This is a genomic window from Falsiroseomonas sp., from assembly GCF_030695085.1.
GTDB lineage: Bacteria > Pseudomonadota > Alphaproteobacteria > Acetobacterales > Acetobacteraceae > Falsiroseomonas.
Map to the genome: position 1 here is coordinate 20,972 of NZ_JAUYTS010000228.1, position 19,675 is coordinate 40,646.

The following is a 19,675-nucleotide window of genomic DNA, read 5'->3' on the forward strand; positions in this document are numbered from 1 at the left end:
CAACATCACATATGCGATGCACCACGCGGCGCCGGCCGGGTCTAGACTGCGGCAAAACCGGATGGAGGAAATCGGATGCCGAAGCTGCACCGCCGTGCCCTGCTGGGCGCTACCGCTGGCCTGATGGCCGCTCCCCTGGCCGCCCCGCGCCTGGCCCACGCTGCCTGGCCGGACCGGCCGATCCGCCTGATGATTCCCTATGGCGGCGGCGGCCAGACCGATGTGGTGGCGCGCATCGTGGCGGATGCCATGTCCCGCAACCTCGGCCAGGCGATCACGCCGGACAACCGCCCGGGTGCGGCCGGCGTGGTGGCGGCGGATGCCGTGGTGCGCTCGCCCGCCGATGGCTACACGATTCTCGTCGGCACGCGGAACACCCAGGCGATCAATGAGGCGCTGCGCCCCAACCTGCCCTTCGCCCATGCGCGGGACCTGGTGACCATTGGCCTGTATGCCACCACGCCGAACATCCTGCTGATCCATTCCAGCGTGCCGGCGCAGAATCTGGCGGAGTTCATCGCCCATGCCCGCGCCAATCCAGGGCGGTTGAACTATGCCTCCTCCGGCATCGGCGCGACCACGCATCTGTCGATGGAATTGCTGAGCGAGAAGGCGGGGATCGAGCTGGTGCATGTGCCCTACCGGCAGAGCACCCAGGGCATGACGGACCTGCTCGGCGGCCGCGTGCAGGCCCGGCTGGTCGGGCTGCCGGAGGCCGAGCCGGTGCGTGGGGAAGCCGCGATCCGTGCGCTGGGCGTCACCACCCCGCGGCGGTCACCGAACTGGCCGGACGTACCAGCGATCGGCGAGGTGGTGGAGGGGTATGAGGCGGTGAACCTGTTCGGCCTGATGGCCCATTCCGCCACGCCGCCGGAAATCGTGCTGCGCCTCAACCGATCCTTGAACGAGGCCCTCGCCTCGGAGGAATTGCGCGCCGCCTTCGCCCGCGTCGGCGCCGACCCGGCCCCGGCCAATACGCCCGAACAGGCGGAGGACCGGGCCCTGGCGCAGGCCAATCTGTGGGTGCCGATGATCCGCCGCCTGAACCTCTCAGCACAATGAGTGACGCCGTCGCCGCCGCCATGCCGGAATTGCGCGGCTGGATCGGCAGGTCGCGCGTGGTGGCGGAGGAGATCACCCTGCCCGCCGTGCGCCGCATCGCCGGCATGCTGGATCTGGACCCGGACAGTTTCGGCCCGGGCAGCGCGCTGCCGCCGCATTGGTTCAGCCTGTTCTTCGCCGATGTCGCACGGCAGAGCGAAATCGGGCCGGATGGCCACCCGCGCCGCGGCGCCTTCCTGCCGCCGATCCCATTGCCCCGCCGCATGGGCGCCGGCCGCCGCACGCGCATCCATGGCGCATTGCAGGTGGGCGACGCCGCGACCAAGACCATCGAGGTGGCGGCGATCGAGCCGAAGCAGGCGCGCACCGGGCAGATCGTCGTGCTGACCATGCGGCAGACCATTGCCGCGCGGGGCGAGACGCTCGCGGTGGATGAATTCGATGCGGTGTATCGCGAGGCTGTGCCGCCCGGTGCGAAAAGCGCCAGCACGCCGCCGGTGCCGCCGCCGGAAGGCGCGGCCTGGTCGGATGCCATGCTGCTCGATCCTGTCCTGGTCTTTCAATATTCAGCCGTCACCTGGAACAGCCATCGCATTCATTACGACGCGGATTACGCCCGCGATGCGGAGGGCTATCCCGCCACCGTGCAGAATGGCGGCCTGACCATGCATCTGATCGTCGATGCCGCGTTGAAGCGCGCGCCCGGCCCGCTGCTGGGCTTCACCGCGCGGCTGCGGCGGCCGCTTTTCGTCGGGCAGACCGTGACGCTGGCCGGCGCCGCCCCACGCGACGGCAAAATGGCCGCCTGGGCCGCGGCGCCGGACGGCACGCTGGCGGCCGAGATGGAACTGGAATTCGGCGCATGAGTGGCGGCCCGCTGGAGGGCGTGCGGGTGGTGGACCTCACCTCCGTCGTGGTTGGCCCGATCTGCTCCCGCACCTTGGCGGACCAGGGGGCGGAGGTCATCAAGGTTGAGGCGCCGGGTGGCGGGGACCTGCTGCGGACCATGGCGCAGGGCAGCCGCAACCCCGGCATGTCCGGCAAGTTCATCCAGTTCAACCGCAACAAACGGTCCTTCTGCGTCGACATCAAGAACCCCGAGGGGCTGGACGCGCTGCTGGCGCTGATCCGCACGGCGGATGTCTTCGTCAGCAACATCCGCCCCAATGCGCTGGACCGTGCCGGGCTGGGGTGGGAGTCGCTGCGCGCGATCAATCCGCGCCTGGTGCATTGTTCCATCCTCGCCTTCGGCCGCGGCGGCCCGTATTTCAACCGCCCGGCCTATGACCCGATCATCCAGAGCCTGTCCGGCGTCGCCGGCACCTTCCACCGCGCCAGTGGCGAGCCGCGCTTCGTGCCGATGGTGATGACGGACCACATCACCGGGCTGATCGCCGCGCAGTGCATCGGCTTCGCGCTGTTTCGCCGCGAACGCAGCGGCGTTGGCGAGGCGATCGAGGTGCCGATGTTCGAGAACATGGCCTCCTTCGTCATGAGCGAGCATCTCGGCGCCGGCACCTTCGACCCGCCGGTGGGGCCGCTTGGCGATGGGCGGCTGCTGAGCCCGGATTATCGCCCGGTGCCGACGCAGGATGGCTTCATCACGATCGGCCCCAATACCAACGCCCAGGCCTTCGCCTTCTTCGACGCCATCGACCGGCCGGAACTGAAGACCGATCCGCGCTTCCTGAACGCCGCCGCGCGCACGGCGAATGCGGCCGAATACCTCAAGGTCCGCGCCGCGGCGATGCGGGAGAGGACCACCGCGGAATGGCTGGCGATTCTCGGTGCGGCGGATGTGCCGGCCGCCGCCTACAACAGTCTGGAGGATCTGCTGGAAGACCCGCACCTCGCCGCCACCGGCTTCTTCGCGCCGGAGGATCACCCGAGTGAAGGCCGCATCCGCCGCACCGCCACGCCGAACCGCTTCAGCGGCGGCATGCGGCAGGATGCGCTGCCGGCGCCGCGCCTCGGCGAAAGCTCCCGCGCCGTGCTGCGCGAGCTCGGCGTGGCGGAGGACGCGATCGACCGCATGATCGCCGCAGGCATCGTCACCACGCCGGAGGAACCCGCATGACCGACCATCCCGCCCGCTGGCGGTCCCTGCTGTTCGTGCCGGTGCTGGCTGAACGCTTCGTCGCGAAGGCGCATACGCGGCAGGCCGATGTCATCATCCTCGACCTGGAGGATTCCATCCTGCCGGCGCGCAAGGCGGAAGCGCGCGCGGCGCTGTCCGCCGCGGCGGCGCAGGTGGGCCAGGCGGGCGCCACCATCTGCGTCCGCATCAACCGGCCGCTGGAACTGGCGGTGCCGGACATCGAAGCCGCGATCGCCGCCGGGGCCACCGCGCTGATGCTGCCCAAGGTGATGGGGCCGGAGCATGTGCGGCTGCTGGCGGAGGTTGCCGCCACAGCCGAGGCCCGGCACGGTCGCACCGCCACGCGCTTCCTCGCCATCGTCGAGACGGCGGAGGCGTTGCCCAGCCTGCCGGAGATCGCCCGCGCCGATCCGCGCGTGGTGGCGCTCGGCGTGGGCGGGGAGGATCTGGCGACGGAGATGGAAGCAGCCCCCTCCGCCGACAGCCTGTATCTGCCCGCGATGCTGGCGCTGCTGGCGGCGCGGGCGGCGGGGATCACGCCGCTCGGCTCGCTCGGCGCCTTCGCGTCCTTCGATGATCCGGAGGGCTACCGCGCCGCGCTGCGAAGGTCCCGCGCCCTCGGCTTCGGCTGCGCCGCCTGCATCCACCCGGCGCAGGTGCCGATCATCAACGAGGTGTATGGGCCAAGTCCGGAGGCGGTGGACCGCGCGCGCCGCCTGATCGCGACCTTCGAGGATGCGGTCGCCGAGGGCCAGGGCGCGGTGGCCTTCGACGGCGCGATGATCGACCTGCCGGTGGTGGACCGCGCGCGCCGGCTGCTGGCCCGCGCGCGCTGATCAGCCGCGCGACAGCCGTCGCAGCACCGCGAAGCCCAGCAGCGTGACCAGCGCGACATGGCCGAAGGCCAAGCCCCAGGAGGACAACGCCTCTGGCCCCGACCAATCCAGCGCCACGCCGACACCGAGCGGCCCGACAAAACCGCCGGCATAGCCGCACATGCTGTGCAGCCCCATGGTGGCGCCACGCAGGCCAGGCTCCGCCGCCTGCACGGTGCCCGCCGTCAGCGCCGAGCTGTCCAGGTAGATCGCCGCGTTCCACGCCAGCACGCAGGCCACGGCAAGCGGCGCAGAGACCAGGGCAGAGAAACCGGTGAGCAGCGACAGCAGCGCCGCCGCGCCCATCGCCACTGCCACCACGCGCCCACGGCCGAAGCGCTGCGAGGTTTCGTTGCCGAGGATGGAAACGGCGATGCCCACCAGCCCCGCGATGGTGAACAGCACATTCGGCCCGGGCAGCCAGCCGGGCGCACCCTGTTGCGCGATGACCAGCGCCAGGAAGGTGACCGCCCAGGCGCGCAGCGCGGCCAGTTCCCAGGTGTGCACGGTGTAGCCCGCGATCCAAGCCATCGCCGCGCGGTTTCGCAGCACTGGCCGGAAATCCAGCAATGCGCCGGCGCGTGGAACCGGCCGCGTATCCGGCAGCACCGCCGCGCCAATGCCGAAGGCGGCGAGTGCGGCCATGCCGCCGAACAGGAAGGCCGCCTCCGGCCCCGCCAGCGCCTCCAGCGTGCCGGCGACGAGGAACGACATCGCGCCGGCAATGCCCACCCCCGCGGCGTGCCAGGTCACGGCGCGTGACTGCGCCGCGCCCTCAAGCCGGTCTGCCAGCGCCTTCAGCCCCGGCATGTAGCAGCCGGCCCAACCGATGCCGGCCAGCGCCCTCAGCGCCAAGCCGGACCAGAACCCCTCCGCCAGACAGGCAAAGCCGAGATGCGATACCGCGGTCAGCGCGGTGCCCAGAAGGTAGATGCGCCGCGCCGGCAACCTGTCCGTCAGCGCCACCAGCACCGGTACGCGGCGACATAGGCGGCAAAGAAGGCGCCGATCAGCCAGCCGGCCTCGGTGGCGGAAAGCTGCCAGCGGATCAGGTAGCCCGGCAGCAGCGCGGGCAGGGTAAAGGCGCCAATCTGCGCCAGCACCTGCGCCGCAACGATGGCCGCGACGAAGCGGGATGCCGGCATGCCGCCCCGGGGCTGGCGCTACACCACCATCGCCATCTGCTGCGGGTCGAACTCCATCCAGACCCGCTCGCCCACATCATGGATCTGCAAGGGCGGCGCGGTGGCGCGCAGCCGCAGGTCAGTGCCATCGGCGGTGACCACATAGTCCCACGTCTCGCCGAGGAAAGTGCGCTGGGACACGACACCCTCCATCACCGGCGCGCCGCCCATGGGCGGCGTGCGGTGCAGGCCGATGCTCTGCGGCCGGACCGAGACCAGGATATCGCCACCCGCCGCCGTGTCCGCCCCCGGCACCTGGCCGGCCCGCATGGCGATGCCGCCGAAGCCGATCTCGCCATTGCGAAGCTGCGCCGGCAGCAGGTTGGTGCGGCCGATGAAGCCGGCGACGAAGCGCGTACGCGGGCGGGTGTAGAGCATGTGCGGCGCATCCACCTGCTCGATCCGCCCGGCATTCATCACCGCGATGCGGTCGGATGTCGCCATCGCCTCCGACTGGTCATGCGTGACGTAGACGGTGGTGATGCGAAATTCGTCGTGCAGGCGGCGGATCTCGAAACGCATCTCCTCGCGCAGGTTGGCGTCGAGGTTGGACAGCGGTTCATCCAGCAGCAGCACCGCGGGCTTCACCACGATGGCGCGGGCCAGCGCCACGCGCTGCTGCTGGCCGCCCGAAAGCTCCGCCGGGTAGCGCGCCGCCAGATGGCCCATCTGGACCACCTCCAGAATCTCGGCCACCCGCCTGCGGGTTTCCTCGCCCGGCAGCTTCCGCAGCTTCAGGCCGAAGCCGACATTCTCCGCCACTGTCATGTTCGGCCAGATGGCGTAGCTCTGGAAGATCATGGACATGCCGCGCTTCTCGGGCGGCAGCACCGCGCCGGGGGCGGAGATCACCTGCCCATCGAGCGAGATGCTGCCGCCATTCGGATCGATGAAGCCCGCGATCATCCGCAGCGTGGTCGTCTTGCCGCAGCCGGAGGGGCCGAGCAGGGAGACGAACTCGCCTTCCTGCAAGGTCAGGTCGATGGAATCCACCACCCGCAACGCGCCGTAGGCCTTGGTCAGCCCCTGGATCTGGAGACGCGACATCCTCAGTTTCTCCGCAGCATGAAGTCACGCCCGACCAGCTTCATGCCGATCCCGACGAAGACCATCGTCACCACCAGCAGAATTCCGCCGAAGGCCGCAAGCACCTCGAAATTGCCCGCCTCGCTGAGGTCGTACAACAGCACCGACATGGTCCGCGTGCGTGGACCGACCAGGAAGATCGCCGCCGACAATTCGCGCGAGGCGACGATGAACACGATCAGCCAGCCGCCCAGCAGCGATTTCCGTACCAGCGGTGCCGTCACCATCCAGATGGCGTGCAGCCGACCGCTGCCCAGGATGCGCGCCGCCTCCTCCATCTCCGGATGCACGGCGCGTATCGCGGAGGCGGAGTTGGCGTAGGCAATGGGCAGGAAGCGCGCCGCGAAGGCCAGGATGATGATGGTCGCGGTGCCGTACAGCGCGAAGGGCGGCGAGGCATAGGCGGCGTAGAAGCCGATCGCCATGACGATGCCGGGGATGACGAAGGGCGCCATCGCCATGAAGCCCAGCGCATCCCCGAAGGGCACCAGCCTGCGGTTGACGATGTAGGCGATCAGCAGGGCCAGCACCACGGCGATGGAGGCGGCCGAGGCCGAGAACCAGATCGTGTTCCAGATCGAGGTCATCGCCATGTCGTGTTCGAAGATCAGCAGGCGGTAATTCGCCAGCGTCAGATTGTCCCACGCCAGGCCGCGCCCCCAGGCCTTGGCGAAGCTCGCCTGCAGCAGCACGAACAGCGGCGCGATCACCGCCATCAGCCCCACCGCGGCGCACCAGGCAAAGGCCGCCCAGCGCCAGGGGCCGAGCTTGATCGGCCGCCGCTCCCCGCCCTTGCCGGTCTGCGAGACATAGCCCTTGCGCGCCAGCATCAGCTTCTGCACCACGATCATGCCGGCCGTGATCAGCAGCAGCGGCATGGCATAGGCGGCCGCAACCTCCACCCGCACCGGATATTCGAAGAACTGCCAGAGCTGCGTCGTCACCACATTGATACGCGCCGGGATGCCGATGATGGCCGGCGTGCCGAACAGCGCGATGGCTTCCAGGAAGACGATGATGAAGCCGGCCATGATCGCCGGCCAGACCAGCGGAATCGAGACCTTCCGCATCGCCGTCCAGGTGCCGGCGCCGAGGATGTTGGCGGCGTCCTCCATCTCGGAGGAGACGAGATCCAGCGCTGATTTCACGAAGATGAAGACCAGCGGGAAGGAGTTCAGCGCGATCACCAGCGCCATGCCGCTGAAGGTGTAGATATTGAACAGCGGGTCCTGCAACCCGGTCACCGCGCGCCAGGCAATGTTGAGAAAGCCGCTATTCGGCCCGGCCAGCAGGATCCAGCCGATCGCGGACAGGTAGGGTGGCAGGATGAAGGCGCCCAGCACGACCGCCCAGGTCAGCCCCTTGAACGGCATGTCGGTGCGGGAGACGGCCCAGGCCATCGGCACGGCCATCACCACCGCCATGCTGGCCGAAAGCAGGCCGAGCAGCAGCGAGTTGACCAGCGCATCCACGTAACGTGGCCGACCATAGGCCGCGACGTAGTTCATCAGCGTGAATTCGCCGGTGCCGCGCGTCTCGAAGCTCACCACCAGCAGCTTGCCGAGCGGAAAGGCAACGAGGAACAGCAGGATCGCGATCAGTGCGACCCACAGCAGCATCACCGGCTCGAACCGTGCGAAGCGGCCACTGCGCCGGGCCTGAACCGGCCCGGCCTGCGCGTGCGGAAGTGCGGGAGCTTCGCTCATCGGGATGCCCGATCAAACGCCGAAAGTGTCACGCCACAGCTCCCGCACCTCGGTCATTTCGTTCTGTACCTGGCGTGGCGTCGGCGTGATGGTCTTGATTTCATCCAGCGGGCGGGAGCCCTCCGGCGGCGGCACTTCCGGCCGCAGCGATTCGGCACGGAATTCCCGCACCGCCCGCGAATAGGCCGGGCCGCAGACGAATTCCATGAAGAGCTTCGCGGCATTCGGCTTCGGTGCATTGGCGATCGCGGCGCTCGGCGCCGGCACCAGCAGGGTACCATCGGTCGGGTAGATCAGCGCCAGCGGATTGCCGCGGGAGATGCTGAACAGCGTGGAGGCCGAGGGGATGCCGACGCCGACGATACGCTCGCCGGCATTCAGCGTGGTCACCGGGTCGCCGGCCGAACGCCCGATCTGCGGCTTGTTGCGCTCGAACTCACGGAAGAAGCCCACGCCATACATGGCCTTCATCATGATGGCCCAGTTGCCGATGGCGCCGCTGAAGCCCGGATGGCCGACCGCCATCTTGTCCTTCCATTTCGGGTCGGTCAGCTCACGCCAGCTTTTCGGCGCATCCGCCTCGCTCAACTGATCGGTGCGGCGGGCGAGCATGTACAGAGCAAGGTAGGTGATCTGGAAATGCCCGTCCGGATCCGCCGCGTCGCGTGCCGCCTTCACCATGCCGGCGGCATTCTCCGGCTTGTAGGCCATCAGCCGGTTCTCACCCTTCAGGTAGGTGAAATGGCTGTAGTCGGTCGAGCTGAACACGTCGCATTGCGCGACGCGCGCACGCGCATCCTGCGACAGCCGCTGGAAGGCGACCTGCGATGTGCTGCGGACCACGCTGCAGCGCACGCCGGGGTAGCGTTCGGTGAAGGCGCGGCCGATCGCCTCCGACGGTTCGGCCTGAAGCTGGCCCGTGTACCAGGTCAGTTCCCCTTCGCGCTGCGCTGCCTCATACAGCTGGCGTTCATGCGCCGGCATATCCTGCGCCGCGGCGCGACGCGCGGGCAGGATGGCGGCGGCCGCAAGGGCTGTGGTGGTGCCGAGCAGGCCCCGCTTGGTGATACCGGTCATGTGTTCACTCCCTCGATTTCTTTTGCTGCGTCAAATGCCGAACGTGTCGCGCCAGGCTTCCCGCACTTCGGGCACGCCCTTCTCCTGTTCCTCCAGGCTCGGCGCCAGCAGGGTCACATCGGCCAGCGGCCTGCCGCCCTCGGGCGGCGGCACGTCCGCGCGCAGCGGCTCGTTGAAGGTTCTCCGCACCGTCTCGGAAAGCCCCTTGCCGGCCTGGAATTCCATGAAAAGCTTGGCCGCGTTCGGGTGCGGCGCATTGGCGATGATGGCGGAAGGCGAGATCGCCGCCAGCACGCCCTCGGTCGGGTAGATCAGGCGCAGCGGGTTGCCGCGAGAGATCGCCAGCTGCGTGGTGCCCACCGGCACGCACAGCCCGACCGAACGCTCGCCCGCATTCAGCGTGGTGACCGGGTCCTGGCTCGACCGGCCGATCTGCGGATTGTTGCGCTCCAGCCGCGTGAAGTAGTCCCAGCCATACATCTTCCGCATCTGCACGGCCCAGACGCCGATGGCGCCGCTGAAGCCGGGATGGCCGACCGCCAGCTTGTCCTTCCACTTCGGGTCCAACGCATCCTGCCAGCTTTTCGGCGCATCCGCCTCACTGACCAGACGCGTGTTGTGCGTCATCAGGAACAGGCCGAGGAAGCTGGTGTGGAAGTAGTTGTCCGGATCCGCGTTCTGAATCGCCGGCAGCAGGCCCGCGGCATTCTCCGGCCGGAACTGCATCAGCCGGCCCTCGCGCTTCAGCTGCACGAAATGGCCGGAATTGGTCGAGCTGAACACGTCGCATTGCGCGACATTGGCGCGCGCATCCTGCGACAGGCGCTGGAACGCGACCTGCGACGTGCTGCGCACCACATTGCAGCGCACGCCAGGGTAGCGTTCGTTGAAGGCGCGGCCGATCGCCTCCGAGGTTTCGGCATTGTACTGGCCGGAATACCAGGTGATCTCGCCCTCTCGACGCGCAGCCTCGTAAAGCTGGCGCTCATGCGAAGGCAGGTCCTGCGCCGCCGCGCGGAAGGCCGCACCGCCACCGAGGGCGATGCCGGTGGTGAGGGAAAGGATCTGGCGCTTGGTGAAGCCGCTCATTGTTGTTTCCTCCCGAGGGCCGGCACAGGTTTGGTGCCGGTTGTTCAAGCTCCGTTGAAGGTGGGCGGCCGTTTCGCCATGAAGGCGGCACGCCCTTCGGCGTAGTCGGCGCTGTCGAAGCAGGCACGGTACAGCGCCTCGAACCGGGATTGGTCGATCTGCGACGGTTCCCCGGCAATCTGGTCGATCCCCTCCTTCGAGGCGCGGATCGAAAGCGGCGCGTTGCGCGCGATGGTCATTGCCATCTCCCGCACCACGGTCTCAAGCTGGTCCACCGGCACCACGCGGTTCACAAGGCCAGCACGCAAGGCTTCCTGGGCATCGAGGAAGCGGCCGGTGAACATGATCTCCTTCGCCATGGCCGGCCCCACCAGCGAGACCAGCCGGCGCAGGCTGTGCCAGGCATAGGCGACGCCGAGCTTGGCGGCGGGAATGCCGAAGCGGCCATCCTCCGCGGTGATGCGGATATCGGCGACCATCGCCGTGGCGCAGCCACCGCCGATGCAGAAGCCGTTGACCATGGCGATCAGTGGCTTGCCGAGTTCCTCCAGCGCCTTGCGCGCGGCGGCGGAGACGGCGGAATATTTCGCCTCGGCCTCCGCACTGTCACGCAGCTTCTCGAACTGGCTGATATCGGCGCCGGAGGCGAAGGCCTTGCCGCCGGCGCCATGCATGACGACGACGCGCACGGCCGGGTCCTGCGCGAAGCGCTGCGCCGCCGCGGCCACCGCCTCCCACATCTCCAGCGAAATGGCGTTGCGTTTTTCCGGCTGGTTGAAGGTGAGCCAGCCAATGCCGTCCTCGATCCGCGCCAGGATCTTCGGCGTGCTGAGGTTCAGGGTCATGCCGTCCATGGGGCGCTCCTATTGCACCACGCGCGCGGCGCGCAGGCGGGCGATGGCATCGGGGGAATGGCCGAGCTCGGCGAGGACGGCATCGGTGTGCTGGCCGGCATCCGGCGTCGCATCGCGGATGTTCCACGCGACATCGGACATGTTGATCGGGTTGCGAACCAGCTTCTGGTCGCCGAGGCGCGGATGCGCCACCGGCTTGGCCATCTCCAGATGCTGCACCTGGGGATCACCGAAGGTCTGGTCGATGGTGTTGATCGGGCCGCAGGGAATGCCGGCGGGGTCGAGTATCTCGATCCAGTGCAGGCTTGGCTTGGTGCGCGTGATCTCGGCAATGGCTTCGTTGATCGCGGCGCGATCGGCGGAGCGGCCATCGCGCGTATCCCAGCCCTGCCGCGTCTTCCATTCCGGCCGTTCCAGCGCGTCGCAGAAGCGTTCCCACATGCGGGGAGAGGACGCGGCGAGCGCGATGGGGCGGTCGGCGGTGGGATAGACGCCGGTGGGGATGGAGGTGGGATGGTCGTTGCCCGCCTGGCCCGCCACCTGGTTTGCCAGCAGCCAGCGGCTGGCCTGGAAATCCAGCATGAAGACCATGGATTCCAGCAGGCTGGTATGCACCCACCGCCCGCGTCCCGTCTTGGTGCGATCGAACAGCGCCATCATGATGGCCAGCGCCAGCAGATTGCCCGCTGTGAGGTCCGCGATCGGGATGCCGACGCGCACCAGCCCCGCCCCCGGCACGCCGGTGATGGACATCAGCCCGCCCATGCCCTGCGCGATCTGATCGACGCCGGCGCGGTGCCCATACGGCCCGTCCTGCCCGAAGCCGGAGATGGAGCCATAGACGATGCGCGGATTGACCTTGCTGACGCTGGCATAATCCACGCCGAGGCGGAATTTCACCGCTGCGCGCATATTCTCCACCACCACATCGGCGGTCTTCGCCAGCTCGAAGAAAATCGCCCGGCCCTGTTCCGTCTTCAGGTCGATCTGCATGGCGCGCTTGTTGCGGTGCAGATTCTGGTAGTCGAAGCCATCCTGGTCGCCGGTGATGTCGCCGGCATCGGCGGAGGGTGGTGCGACGCGGATCACCTCCGCCCCCCAATCCGCCAGGTGGCGCACGCAGGTCGGACCCGCACGGGCCACGGTAAGGTCGATGACGCGCAGGCCCGAAAGGGGCAGGGCGGTGGTGGCGGGCGCTGCATCGCTCATGCGCGGCGCAGCCCTTCCCGATGCCTGCAGCACCGCTTGGCGGTGGTGAACATCGACGTCCTCCCGAACGCTGTTTTTCTCCGTGCAATCACCTTGTCAGGCTCGAGGGAAACTGTAAACACTTTATCCCATGGCAGATGCACCAGCGCTTCTGACGCTGCCCGCCGCGCCGGCAAAGGCCGCGCGCCATGCTGCGCTGCACAGTGATGCGACACGGGCGAGAAGGCCTGCCGGGCGCGCACGCCGGCCGCAGGCGCTGGGCATCGACGTGGCGCGGCAGATCGAGGCGCTGATCCTGGCCGGGACGTTGCGCGCTGGCGAAAGGCTGAATGAGGTGGCGCTGGCACGCAGTCTCGGCGTAAGCCGCGGCCCGGTGCGCGAAGCGGCGCGAGCGCTGGAGAAGACCGGCCTCGTCACCGTCATCATGAACCGCGGCGCTTTCGTCCGCACCTTAAGCCTCGATGAGGCAATGGAGATCTACGAGATCAACGCGGCGCTGTTCGGCCTCGCCGCCGCCCGCGCCGCCACGTTGCTGGTGCCCGCACAGGGGCTCGTGTTGCGGATGATGGTGGATGCGATGGATCGCACGATCGCCCATGGCAACCGCGACGGCTTCTTCCAGCTCAACTCCGATTTCCACGCCTTCATCCTGGCCTGCAGCCGGAACCGGGAAGCCGCCGTGCTGTACCGGCAGTTGACGCACAAGCTGATGCTGTTGCGGCGGCGTTCCTTCGAGCGGCCAGGCCATATGCAGACCGCCAATCGCGAGCATCGCGCATTGATGGAAGCGATCCTGCGGGGTGAGGCGGCACAGGCGCGCAGCCTGGCCGAGGCCCACGCCCAGCGCGGCCGCGCGCGCTTCCTGCACGCCATCGGACACGCCGCACAAGACGGCACCATTTCGGAGGAAACACCATGACCCTGCTGGAACGCATCGGCGTCGATGTCGGCCGCCGCCTGAAGCTGGAGGACGCCATCGCCTGGGCCGGCGCCAACAAGGTGCGCCATATCGACATCCAGCTCGACACCGGCGCCAACGCCGTCAACGCCTTCGATGCGGCGCGCGCCAAGGGTATCCGCGCGCTGCTGGACAAGCATGAGGTGCATCTCGGCCTGCACACGCTCTCCGCCGTCAATGTCGCGGAATACTCGCCCTTCCTGTCGGAGGCGGTGGACGCCTATATGCGCGCCTATATCGAGGCGATGCCGCTGCTCGGCGCCGGCTCCATCGTCGTGCATGCCGGCTACCACTTCACTGCGGATGTCGAGATGCGGATGCAGGCGGGGCTCGACCGCCTGAAGCGCATGGTGGAGCACGCGGAGAAGCACAAGGCGCTGCTGCTGCTGGAGAATTTGAACAAGGAGCCGGCGGATGCGGAGGTGCACTACCTGGCGCACACCATGGAGGAATGGGCCTATTACTACGACGCCATCGACAGCCCCGCCTTCGCGCTGAGCTTCACCGCCAACCACGCGCATCTGATGCCCGATGGCGTGGAGGGTTTCCTTGCGCGCATCCCGCTGCACCGGGTGGTGGAGGTGCGGCTGGCCGATTGCTGGCGCAACGGGCATGAGCAGCATCTGGTGCCCGGCCAAGGCGACTTCGATTTCGGCGACATGTTCCGACGCATCGAGGGCGCCGGCTTCAAGGGCCACTACATGAACGCCTTCGGCACGCTGGAAGATATGGAAAAGGCCCGCCACCGCCAGGTGGAAGCCGCCCGCGCGGCCGGCGTCGTCGCATGACCCGCATCCGCGCCATCACCGCCGCGGTCGAGCGCCTGGCGCCGGTCGCGGCCGCGAAGGGTTATGCCGGGCTGGACACCCCGGCCTTCGTGCGCTGCCGCGTTGAGACGGAGGATGGCCTGGTCGGCACCGGCGTCACCGGGCGTTTCCTGGCGGAGGAGGTGGTGGCGCTGCTGGCGCGGATGGAGGAGGCGCTGAAGGGCGAGGATGCGCGCCCGATCGAGGCGATCCGCGCGAAGCTGACCAGCCGCTTCAATCCGCGCAGCGCCACGGGTGTCTTCGTCTCCGCTCTGTCAGCGCTCGACATGGCGCTGTGGGACCTGCGCGCGCGGGCGTTGGGGGAACCGCTGTGGCGGCTGCTCGGCGGCGCGCGCCAGGCGGTGCCCTGCTACGCCACGGTTGGCCTGCCAGGCTATGCGGAGGCGGAACTGGCGGCGGTGTGCAAGCGCAGCATCGAGGCCGGCTTCGTCGGCGTGAAGATGCTGGTGGCCGCTGGTGGCCGCGGCGTGGCGGAGGATGCGCAGCGCGTCCGGGCGGTGCGGGACGCCATCGGGCCGCGGGCACTGCTGATGCTGGATGCGAATTGCGGCATGGATGTCGCCACCGCGCGTCGCCTCGCGCTGATGGTGGAGGAGTGTGACATCGCCTGGTTCGAGGAACCGGTGCTCGGCAACGACCTGGAGATGCTGGCCAGCCTGCGCCGCGCCATCCGCATCCCCATCGGCGCCGGGCAGATGGTGCAATCGCTGTCCTGGTTCCGGGAAGCGCTGACCCGCGGCGCGGTGGATTGGCTGCAGCCCAACGCCGCCTTCTGCGGCGGCATCAGCGCCGCCCAGCGCATCCTGGCGCTGGCCGAGGCGCATGGCACGCCGGTGGCGCATGCCGGTGGCTGGGACATTGCCAATGCGGCGCTGATGGCCGGCCACGCGCAGGGCGGGCTGCTGGAGATGCATGGTGCGCAGCTCGCCCTGCGCCAGCGCCTGTCGGAGGATCTGGTGCCGGAAGCCGGCATCATGCGTCTGCCGGACCGGCCCGGCATCGGTTTCGCCTTCCGCGAGGCTTAGCTGGCCGAAGCGCCGCCGCCGGGCTAGATTCCCCGCCAGACTGTCTCGTTCGAGGAACCTTCCCATGCCGCAGATCACGCGCCGCGCCGCGCTCGCCACCACCCTCGCCTTCGCCGCCCATACGGCGACGGCGCAGGACCGCTACCCAAGCCGCCCGGTGACGGTGACGGTCCCCTGGGCCGCCGGCGGCACCACGGACATCCTGGCGCGTGTGCTGGCGGAGCCGCTGCGGCGCGCCACGGGCCAGCCCTTTGTGGTGGAGAACCGGTCCGGCGCCTCCGGCAATATCGGCTCCAACGCCGTGGCGCGGGCGCGGCCGGATGGCTATGCGTTGCTGTTCGGGTCGATGAGCACGCATGCGATGAACGATGCGCTGTTCAGCAACATGCCGTTCCATGGCGTGAATGACTTCACGCCGGTTGCGCTGCTGGCCTTCGTGCTGAACACGATGGTCATCCACCCCTCCGTGCCCGCCAACAACGTCGCGGAGTTCATCGCCTACTGCAAGGCGAACCCGGGCAAGATCGCTTACGCCTCCGCCGGCCCCGGCTCCACGAACCATCTCTGCGCCGCGATGTTCGCGCGCATGGCGGGGATCGAGATGGTGCACGTGCCCTATCGCGGTGGCGCGCCTGCGGTGCAGGACACGGTGGGCGGCCAGACCCAGCTTCTGTTCAGCGCCGGCACGCAGACCCTGTCCCATGTGCGCGACGGCCGCCTCAAGCTGCTCGCCGTGACGGAAGGCCGCCGCTCCACTTTGCTGCCCGAGGTGCCGACGGTGGCGGAGACGGTGCCCGGCTATGAGATGGCGGTGTGGTACGGCGTGCTCGGCCCGAAGGGCATGCCGGAGGATCTGGTCACGCAGCTCAATGCCGAAATCAACAAGGCGCTGCTGCTGCCGGAGGTGAAGGACCGCATGGCGGCGATCGGCGTCGAGGTTGTGAACCAGAGCCCCGCCGAATTCGGCACCACGCTGCGCGCCGATGCGGAAAAGTGGGGCCGCGTGATCCGCGACCTGGGCATCGGCATGACGGATGCCTGAGCTGGACGCGGCCGGCCTCGCCGCCTTCACGGCGGCGGCGCGGGAGGCGCGGCCGCTGGCGCTGCTGCGGGCCGCCGATGCGGTGGGGCGGCGGGCCATGGGCCACCGCCTGTGTACCGCCATGCGCTTCGACGCGGCGGCGATGACGGTGCGCCGCCTGTACAGCTCGGACAACGCCGCCTACCCCGTGGGCGGCGCCAAGCCGAAGCGGGATACGGCGTGGGGCCGGCATGTGCTGCTGCGGCGGGAGGTCTTCGTTGGTGAGGGCGCGGAAGCCATCACCGAATATTTTGATGACCACGCGCTGATCCTCGGCCTTGGCCTGCGCAGCATCGTCAATGTGCCGGTGCTGCATGCGGGCGCCTGCCTCGGCACGGTGAATTTTCTCTGGGCGGAGGATCGCGTGGCGCCCGGATGGCGCAGCTTCGCGGAACTTCTCGGGCTGCTGGTAGCGCCCGATTGGGTCGCGGTTTAACCTGCGAGCCAATTGCAGGAGGAAGCGGGTTTCATGGGCAATCGTATCGCCATCATCGGCGCCGGCGCCGTCGGCTGCTACGCCGGCGCCTATATGGTCCAGGCCGGGGAGGATGTGACCTTCGTCGATTGGTGGCCGGAGAATGTGGAGGCGATCCGCACGGGGCTGCGCATCAGCCATCTGAAGGACGTGCCGGAATTCACCGTGCAGGGCCGCGCCCTGCACCTGACCGAATTGCAGCAGGTCTCCCGCGAAAAGCCCTTCGACATCGCCTTCATCTGCGTGAAATCCTACGACACCGCCTGGGCCACGCAGATGGTCGCGCAATACCTTTCGCCCAATGGCTACTGCGTCAGCCTGCAGAACTGCATGAATGAGGCGACGATCGCCGGCATTGTCGGCTGGGGCCGCACGCTGGGTGCGGTGGCCAGCTCCATCACGGTGGAACTCAGCGCGCCCGGCCAGGTGAAGCGCGCCTCCGGCAAGGGCGGTGCCGCGCATACCGTGTACCGGGTGGGGGAGGTGCATGGCCGCATCACCGACCGGGCGCGGGAAGTCGCGCGCCTCACCGCGCTGTCCGACAGCACGCTTGTCACGCCCAATCTGTGGGGCGAGCGCTGGACCAAGCTGGTGGCGAATGTGATGCAGAACGGCATGTCCGCCGCGACCGGCCTGATTAGCCGGGACATCCTGCTGGATGACCGCCTGCGTCACTTCACGGCACGGCTCGGCAGCGAGGCGATCCGCACCGGCCAGGCGCTGGGCTATGCGCTGGAGGAAGTGCTGCATATCGACCCCGAGATCATCGCCCGTGCCGGAGAAGGCGATGCCGCAGCCCTGGCGGATTACGACCAGCACCGGCTGGTGGAGGCCCGCAAGCCGGGCGGCGGCGCGCATCGCCCCTCCATGGGCCAGGACATGATGAAGGGCCGCCGCACGGAGATCGAGGCGATGAACGGCTATATCGTGCAGCAGGCGGAACCGCTCGGCCTCGCCACCCCGGCCAATGCGGCGCTGACGGCGCTGGTGCAGCGGGTGGAGCGCGGCGAGATCGCAGCCGACCCGCGTCACATCCAGGAATTGCGGCTGAACTGAGGCAACCCGCCCTCGCCGCGCACGTTCCCGTCATGCTGTCATCCAGATGGGGGAAGGCATGTATGTGAACGATCTCCAGCGGCGCATCGTCTCCGCCACCCGCGGCGCCGCGACGCGCGCCGCGTTGCGTGCCCTGTGGCACCGGCAGCAGCCGCAAATTCCAGGCTCCGCCGAAGAATGCCTGAAGCTGGCGCAGGAGCCGCAGCGAAGGCTGGAACCGCTACGCCGCCAGCACGGCAATCCCCGCCCCTGACCGACGGAACCTGATCTACCAGGCCACCGCGACGCCGCCGCCGCCGCGCGGGTCGGCGCCGCCGGTGGGCCTGCCATCGCGCAGCAGGATGGCGTGGGCGCGGCTCATGCCCGGGTCGTAGGATAGCGGCGAATGCCGCACCTCATGGCCCAGGTCGCGCAGCGCCTGCACCACGTCTCCCTGCACGCGGGCCTCGCAGAAGACAGGGCCACCCTCGCAATGGATGCGGGGGAAGGACACGGCCTCCACCGCGCCCATGCCGAAATCCACGGCGTTGACGATGGTGGTCAGCACGGCGGAGATGATGACGCTGCCGCCCGGCGCGCCGACGATCATCCAGGGCGCGCCATCCTTCGTCACGATGGTGGGCACCATGCCGGTGGTGCGCGCCTTGCCCGGCGCCATGCTGTTCGGGCGGCCAGGACGCATGTCGAACAGCTTCATGGCGTTGTTCCAGTTGAAGCCCAGCCCCGGCGTGACCACCCCCGCGCCGGTGCCGAGCGTATGCGTCAGCGACACGCAATTGCCGGCCGCATCCCAGGCCGAGACATGGGTGGTGCAGGAGGGTGGCGCCGCGATGCGCCCTCCCGGCAGCCAGCCGGCACGGATGCGCGCGGCCCAATCCGCGGCGCGGCGCTTCGAGATCATCTCCTCAACCGGCACATCGACGAAATCCGGGTCCGCCAGCCAGTTTTCGCGGTCCTCATGCGCCGCCGCCATGGCGCGGGCGACGAGATCGAGATGCCGCGCGCTACCCGGCTGCACACCGCCGAAATCGAACTGCTCCAGGATGTTCAGCATCTCGATCAGCACGGCGCCGGAGCCGGGCGGCGGGTTGGAAGCGATGCCGTAGCCGCGATAGCTGCCGATCACCGGCGGCACCTCCCGCACCTGGTAGTCGGCCAGATCCGCCGCGGTGACGAAGGCGCCGTTGCGGGCAAAATCCTCCGCGATGCGCGCGGCGGTCTCGCCATGGTAGAAATCCGCCGCGCCATGGCGTGCCAGGCGTTCCAGGCTGTCCGCCATCTCCGGCTGGCGCAGCGTGTCGCCCACCCTGTGCAGCGCGCCCTGGGCGTCGAGGTACAGCGCCGCGCAGCCAGGCGTGGTGGAAACGCGGCGCAGGCCACTCGGCAGGCCGGGCTGCGGGGTGCGGGCCAGGAAGTCATGGTAGAAGGGCGTCACCAGCACACCCTCTCGCGCCATGCGGATGGCGGGTGCCAGCAGCGCCGCCCAATCCTGGCTGCACAGCGTCTCATGGAACCGCGCGAGGCCGGCGACGGTGCCGGGCGTCATGATCGCCTGGTAGCCGAGTTCGGCCCGGAAATCCTCGAACAGCGCATAACCGGAAATCTCGGACCGGCCCTGGCTGTCGCCCGCCCACATCTCCGGCCGCACCTTCGCGCCCGCCCGGGCGTGGAAATCGATCATGCCGTGGCGGCCGCTGCGCGCGTCGAGGAACTGCAGCGTTCCCATGCCGCCGAGGCCGCACATGAAGGGGTCCTGCACCATCTGGCAAAAGGCGGTGGTGAGGGCCGCGTCGAAGGCATTGCCGCCGCGCCGCAGCACCTCCGCCCCCGCATCCGCCGCGCGGGGCTGCGGGCAGACCACCAGGCCCTTGATGCTGTCCATGCTGCCTTCCCTTCCTGCCAACCCAGCTTGCACCGCAACCGCGCGGCGTGACAGCCGGGCAGCCCGCGCCGGCGGGGGGTCTGCCCCTCCCTCCGCGTGGCTTCACATTTCCCGCCTGGTTGGAAATGATG

General features: G+C 68.9%; 20 protein-coding genes. 11 read left to right on the plus strand and 9 right to left on the minus strand.

Annotated elements, in window-relative coordinates:
* Positions 1-75: 75 nt before the first annotated feature.
* The 4 genes from Q8S40_RS23335 to Q8S40_RS23350 are packed head-to-tail and all read left to right on the plus strand — an operon-like array spanning position 76 to position 3,996.
* Positions 76-1,062 (plus strand): tripartite tricarboxylate transporter substrate binding protein, encoded by a 987-nt coding sequence (locus tag Q8S40_RS23335; RefSeq protein WP_305672323.1) that lies wholly within the window; start codon positions 76-78, stop codon positions 1,060-1,062.
* Positions 1,059-1,928 (plus strand): hypothetical protein, encoded by an 870-nt coding sequence (locus Q8S40_RS23340; protein WP_305672324.1) that lies wholly within the window; start codon positions 1,059-1,061, stop codon positions 1,926-1,928. The genes Q8S40_RS23335 and Q8S40_RS23340 overlap by 4 nt, the downstream gene beginning before the upstream one ends.
* Positions 1,925-3,139 (plus strand): CaiB/BaiF CoA-transferase family protein, encoded by a 1,215-nt coding sequence (locus Q8S40_RS23345; RefSeq protein ID WP_305672325.1) that lies wholly within the window; start codon positions 1,925-1,927, stop codon positions 3,137-3,139. The genes Q8S40_RS23340 and Q8S40_RS23345 overlap by 4 nt, the downstream gene beginning before the upstream one ends.
* Positions 3,136-3,996, plus strand: coding sequence for a CoA ester lyase (locus Q8S40_RS23350; protein ID WP_305672326.1), 861 nt, complete (start codon positions 3,136-3,138; stop codon positions 3,994-3,996). Before Q8S40_RS23345 ends, Q8S40_RS23350 begins: the two co-directional genes overlap by 4 nt.
* On the opposite strand, the gene Q8S40_RS23355 is transcribed toward Q8S40_RS23350, so the two are convergent.
* From Q8S40_RS23355 to Q8S40_RS23390, 8 genes are read right to left on the minus strand one after another with little or no spacing between them, the layout of a single operon-like run.
* Complete coding sequence (locus Q8S40_RS23355; protein WP_305672327.1) at positions 3,997-5,007, minus strand: MFS transporter; 1,011 nt, start codon at positions 5,005-5,007, stop codon at positions 3,997-3,999.
* Positions 4,992-5,180 (minus strand): hypothetical protein, encoded by a 189-nt coding sequence (locus tag Q8S40_RS23360; RefSeq protein ID WP_305672328.1) that lies wholly within the window; start codon positions 5,178-5,180, stop codon positions 4,992-4,994. Before Q8S40_RS23360 ends, Q8S40_RS23355 begins: the two co-directional genes overlap by 16 nt.
* A gap of 18 nt (positions 5,181-5,198) precedes the next feature.
* Positions 5,199-6,266 carry an ABC transporter ATP-binding protein gene (locus Q8S40_RS23365; RefSeq protein ID WP_305672329.1) on the minus strand — a complete coding sequence of 356 codons (1,068 nt, stop codon included), beginning with the start codon at positions 6,264-6,266 and terminating at the stop codon, positions 5,199-5,201.
* A gap of 2 nt (positions 6,267-6,268) precedes the next feature.
* A complete protein-coding gene (locus Q8S40_RS23370; RefSeq protein WP_305672330.1) occupies positions 6,269-8,011 on the minus strand; it encodes an iron ABC transporter permease in 1,743 nt (580 codons plus the stop codon).
* A gap of 12 nt (positions 8,012-8,023) precedes the next feature.
* Complete coding sequence (locus Q8S40_RS23375) at positions 8,024-9,088, minus strand: ABC transporter substrate-binding protein (RefSeq protein ID WP_304815544.1); 1,065 nt, start codon at positions 9,086-9,088, stop codon at positions 8,024-8,026.
* A 30-nt stretch (positions 9,089-9,118) separates the two neighbouring features.
* The gene (locus tag Q8S40_RS23380) at positions 9,119-10,177 is read right to left on the minus strand and encodes an ABC transporter substrate-binding protein (protein WP_305672331.1); all 1,059 of its coding nucleotides are present in this window, start codon (positions 10,175-10,177) and stop codon (positions 9,119-9,121) included.
* 44 nt (positions 10,178-10,221) lie between these two features.
* Positions 10,222-11,031 (minus strand): enoyl-CoA hydratase, encoded by an 810-nt coding sequence (locus Q8S40_RS23385; protein WP_304815547.1) that lies wholly within the window; start codon positions 11,029-11,031, stop codon positions 10,222-10,224.
* 9 nt (positions 11,032-11,040) lie between these two features.
* Positions 11,041-12,240, minus strand: a complete 1,200-nt coding sequence (locus Q8S40_RS23390) for a CaiB/BaiF CoA-transferase family protein (protein WP_305672332.1) — start codon at positions 12,238-12,240, stop codon at positions 11,041-11,043.
* Between the two features lie 130 nt (positions 12,241-12,370).
* On the opposite strand from Q8S40_RS23390, the gene Q8S40_RS23395 reads away from it, so the two are divergent.
* From Q8S40_RS23395 to Q8S40_RS23425, 7 genes are all read left to right on the plus strand, one after another.
* A complete protein-coding gene (locus Q8S40_RS23395) occupies positions 12,371-13,159 on the plus strand; it encodes a GntR family transcriptional regulator (protein ID WP_305672333.1) in 789 nt (262 codons plus the stop codon).
* Positions 13,156-13,986, plus strand: a complete 831-nt coding sequence (locus Q8S40_RS23400; RefSeq protein ID WP_305672334.1) for a sugar phosphate isomerase/epimerase — start codon at positions 13,156-13,158, stop codon at positions 13,984-13,986. Before Q8S40_RS23395 ends, Q8S40_RS23400 begins: the two co-directional genes overlap by 4 nt.
* Positions 13,983-15,050: a mandelate racemase/muconate lactonizing enzyme family protein gene (locus Q8S40_RS23405; protein WP_305672335.1), complete on the plus strand. Its 1,068-nt coding sequence runs from the start codon at positions 13,983-13,985 to the stop codon at positions 15,048-15,050. The genes Q8S40_RS23400 and Q8S40_RS23405 overlap by 4 nt, the downstream gene beginning before the upstream one ends.
* Before the next feature lie 64 nt (positions 15,051-15,114).
* Complete coding sequence (locus Q8S40_RS23410; protein ID WP_305672336.1) at positions 15,115-16,092, plus strand: tripartite tricarboxylate transporter substrate binding protein; 978 nt, start codon at positions 15,115-15,117, stop codon at positions 16,090-16,092.
* The gene (locus Q8S40_RS23415; protein ID WP_305672337.1) at positions 16,085-16,567 is read left to right on the plus strand and encodes a GAF domain-containing protein; all 483 of its coding nucleotides are present in this window, start codon (positions 16,085-16,087) and stop codon (positions 16,565-16,567) included. Before Q8S40_RS23410 ends, Q8S40_RS23415 begins: the two co-directional genes overlap by 8 nt.
* A 33-nt stretch (positions 16,568-16,600) precedes the next feature.
* Positions 16,601-17,662, plus strand: a complete 1,062-nt coding sequence (locus Q8S40_RS23420; RefSeq protein ID WP_305672338.1) for a ketopantoate reductase family protein — start codon at positions 16,601-16,603, stop codon at positions 17,660-17,662.
* Between the two features lie 58 nt (positions 17,663-17,720).
* The gene (locus Q8S40_RS23425) at positions 17,721-17,915 is read left to right on the plus strand and encodes a hypothetical protein (RefSeq protein WP_305672339.1); all 195 of its coding nucleotides are present in this window, start codon (positions 17,721-17,723) and stop codon (positions 17,913-17,915) included.
* A 15-nt stretch (positions 17,916-17,930) separates the two neighbouring features.
* On the opposite strand, the gene ggt is transcribed toward Q8S40_RS23425, so the two are convergent.
* A complete protein-coding gene (gene ggt, locus Q8S40_RS23430) occupies positions 17,931-19,544 on the minus strand; it encodes a gamma-glutamyltransferase (protein WP_305672340.1) in 1,614 nt (537 codons plus the stop codon).
* Positions 19,545-19,675 lie beyond the last annotated feature (131 nt).

Excerpts from the sequence above, each read along its gene's own strand:
- Q8S40_RS23335 (WP_305672323.1), top strand. The coding sequence starts at position 76 with ATGCCGAAGCTGCACCGCCGTGCCCTGCTGGGCGCTACCGCTGGCCTG.
- Q8S40_RS23340 (WP_305672324.1), top strand. The coding sequence starts at position 1,059 with ATGAGTGACGCCGTCGCCGCCGCCATGCCGGAATTGCGCGGCTGGATC.
- Q8S40_RS23345 (WP_305672325.1), top strand. The coding sequence starts at position 1,925 with ATGAGTGGCGGCCCGCTGGAGGGCGTGCGGGTGGTGGACCTCACCTCC.
- Q8S40_RS23350 (WP_305672326.1), top strand. The coding sequence starts at position 3,136 with ATGACCGACCATCCCGCCCGCTGGCGGTCCCTGCTGTTCGTGCCGGTG.
- Q8S40_RS23360 (WP_305672328.1), bottom strand. The coding sequence starts at position 5,180 with ATGCCGGCATCCCGCTTCGTCGCGGCCATCGTTGCGGCGCAGGTGCTG.
- Q8S40_RS23365 (WP_305672329.1), bottom strand. The coding sequence starts at position 6,266 with ATGTCGCGTCTCCAGATCCAGGGGCTGACCAAGGCCTACGGCGCGTTG.
- Q8S40_RS23370 (WP_305672330.1), bottom strand. The coding sequence starts at position 8,011 with ATGAGCGAAGCTCCCGCACTTCCGCACGCGCAGGCCGGGCCGGTTCAG.
- Q8S40_RS23375 (WP_304815544.1), bottom strand. The coding sequence starts at position 9,088 with ATGACCGGTATCACCAAGCGGGGCCTGCTCGGCACCACCACAGCCCTT.
- Q8S40_RS23380 (WP_305672331.1), bottom strand. The coding sequence starts at position 10,177 with ATGAGCGGCTTCACCAAGCGCCAGATCCTTTCCCTCACCACCGGCATC.
- Q8S40_RS23385 (WP_304815547.1), bottom strand. The coding sequence starts at position 11,031 with ATGGACGGCATGACCCTGAACCTCAGCACGCCGAAGATCCTGGCGCGG.
- Q8S40_RS23390 (WP_305672332.1), bottom strand. The coding sequence starts at position 12,240 with ATGAGCGATGCAGCGCCCGCCACCACCGCCCTGCCCCTTTCGGGCCTG.
- Q8S40_RS23395 (WP_305672333.1), top strand. The coding sequence starts at position 12,371 with ATGGCAGATGCACCAGCGCTTCTGACGCTGCCCGCCGCGCCGGCAAAG.
- Q8S40_RS23400 (WP_305672334.1), top strand. The coding sequence starts at position 13,156 with ATGACCCTGCTGGAACGCATCGGCGTCGATGTCGGCCGCCGCCTGAAG.
- Q8S40_RS23405 (WP_305672335.1), top strand. The coding sequence starts at position 13,983 with ATGACCCGCATCCGCGCCATCACCGCCGCGGTCGAGCGCCTGGCGCCG.
- Q8S40_RS23410 (WP_305672336.1), top strand. The coding sequence starts at position 15,115 with ATGCCGCAGATCACGCGCCGCGCCGCGCTCGCCACCACCCTCGCCTTC.
- Q8S40_RS23415 (WP_305672337.1), top strand. The coding sequence starts at position 16,085 with ATGCCTGAGCTGGACGCGGCCGGCCTCGCCGCCTTCACGGCGGCGGCG.
- Q8S40_RS23420 (WP_305672338.1), top strand. The coding sequence starts at position 16,601 with ATGGGCAATCGTATCGCCATCATCGGCGCCGGCGCCGTCGGCTGCTAC.
- Q8S40_RS23425 (WP_305672339.1), top strand. The coding sequence starts at position 17,721 with ATGTATGTGAACGATCTCCAGCGGCGCATCGTCTCCGCCACCCGCGGC.
- ggt (WP_305672340.1), bottom strand. The coding sequence starts at position 19,544 with ATGGACAGCATCAAGGGCCTGGTGGTCTGCCCGCAGCCCCGCGCGGCG.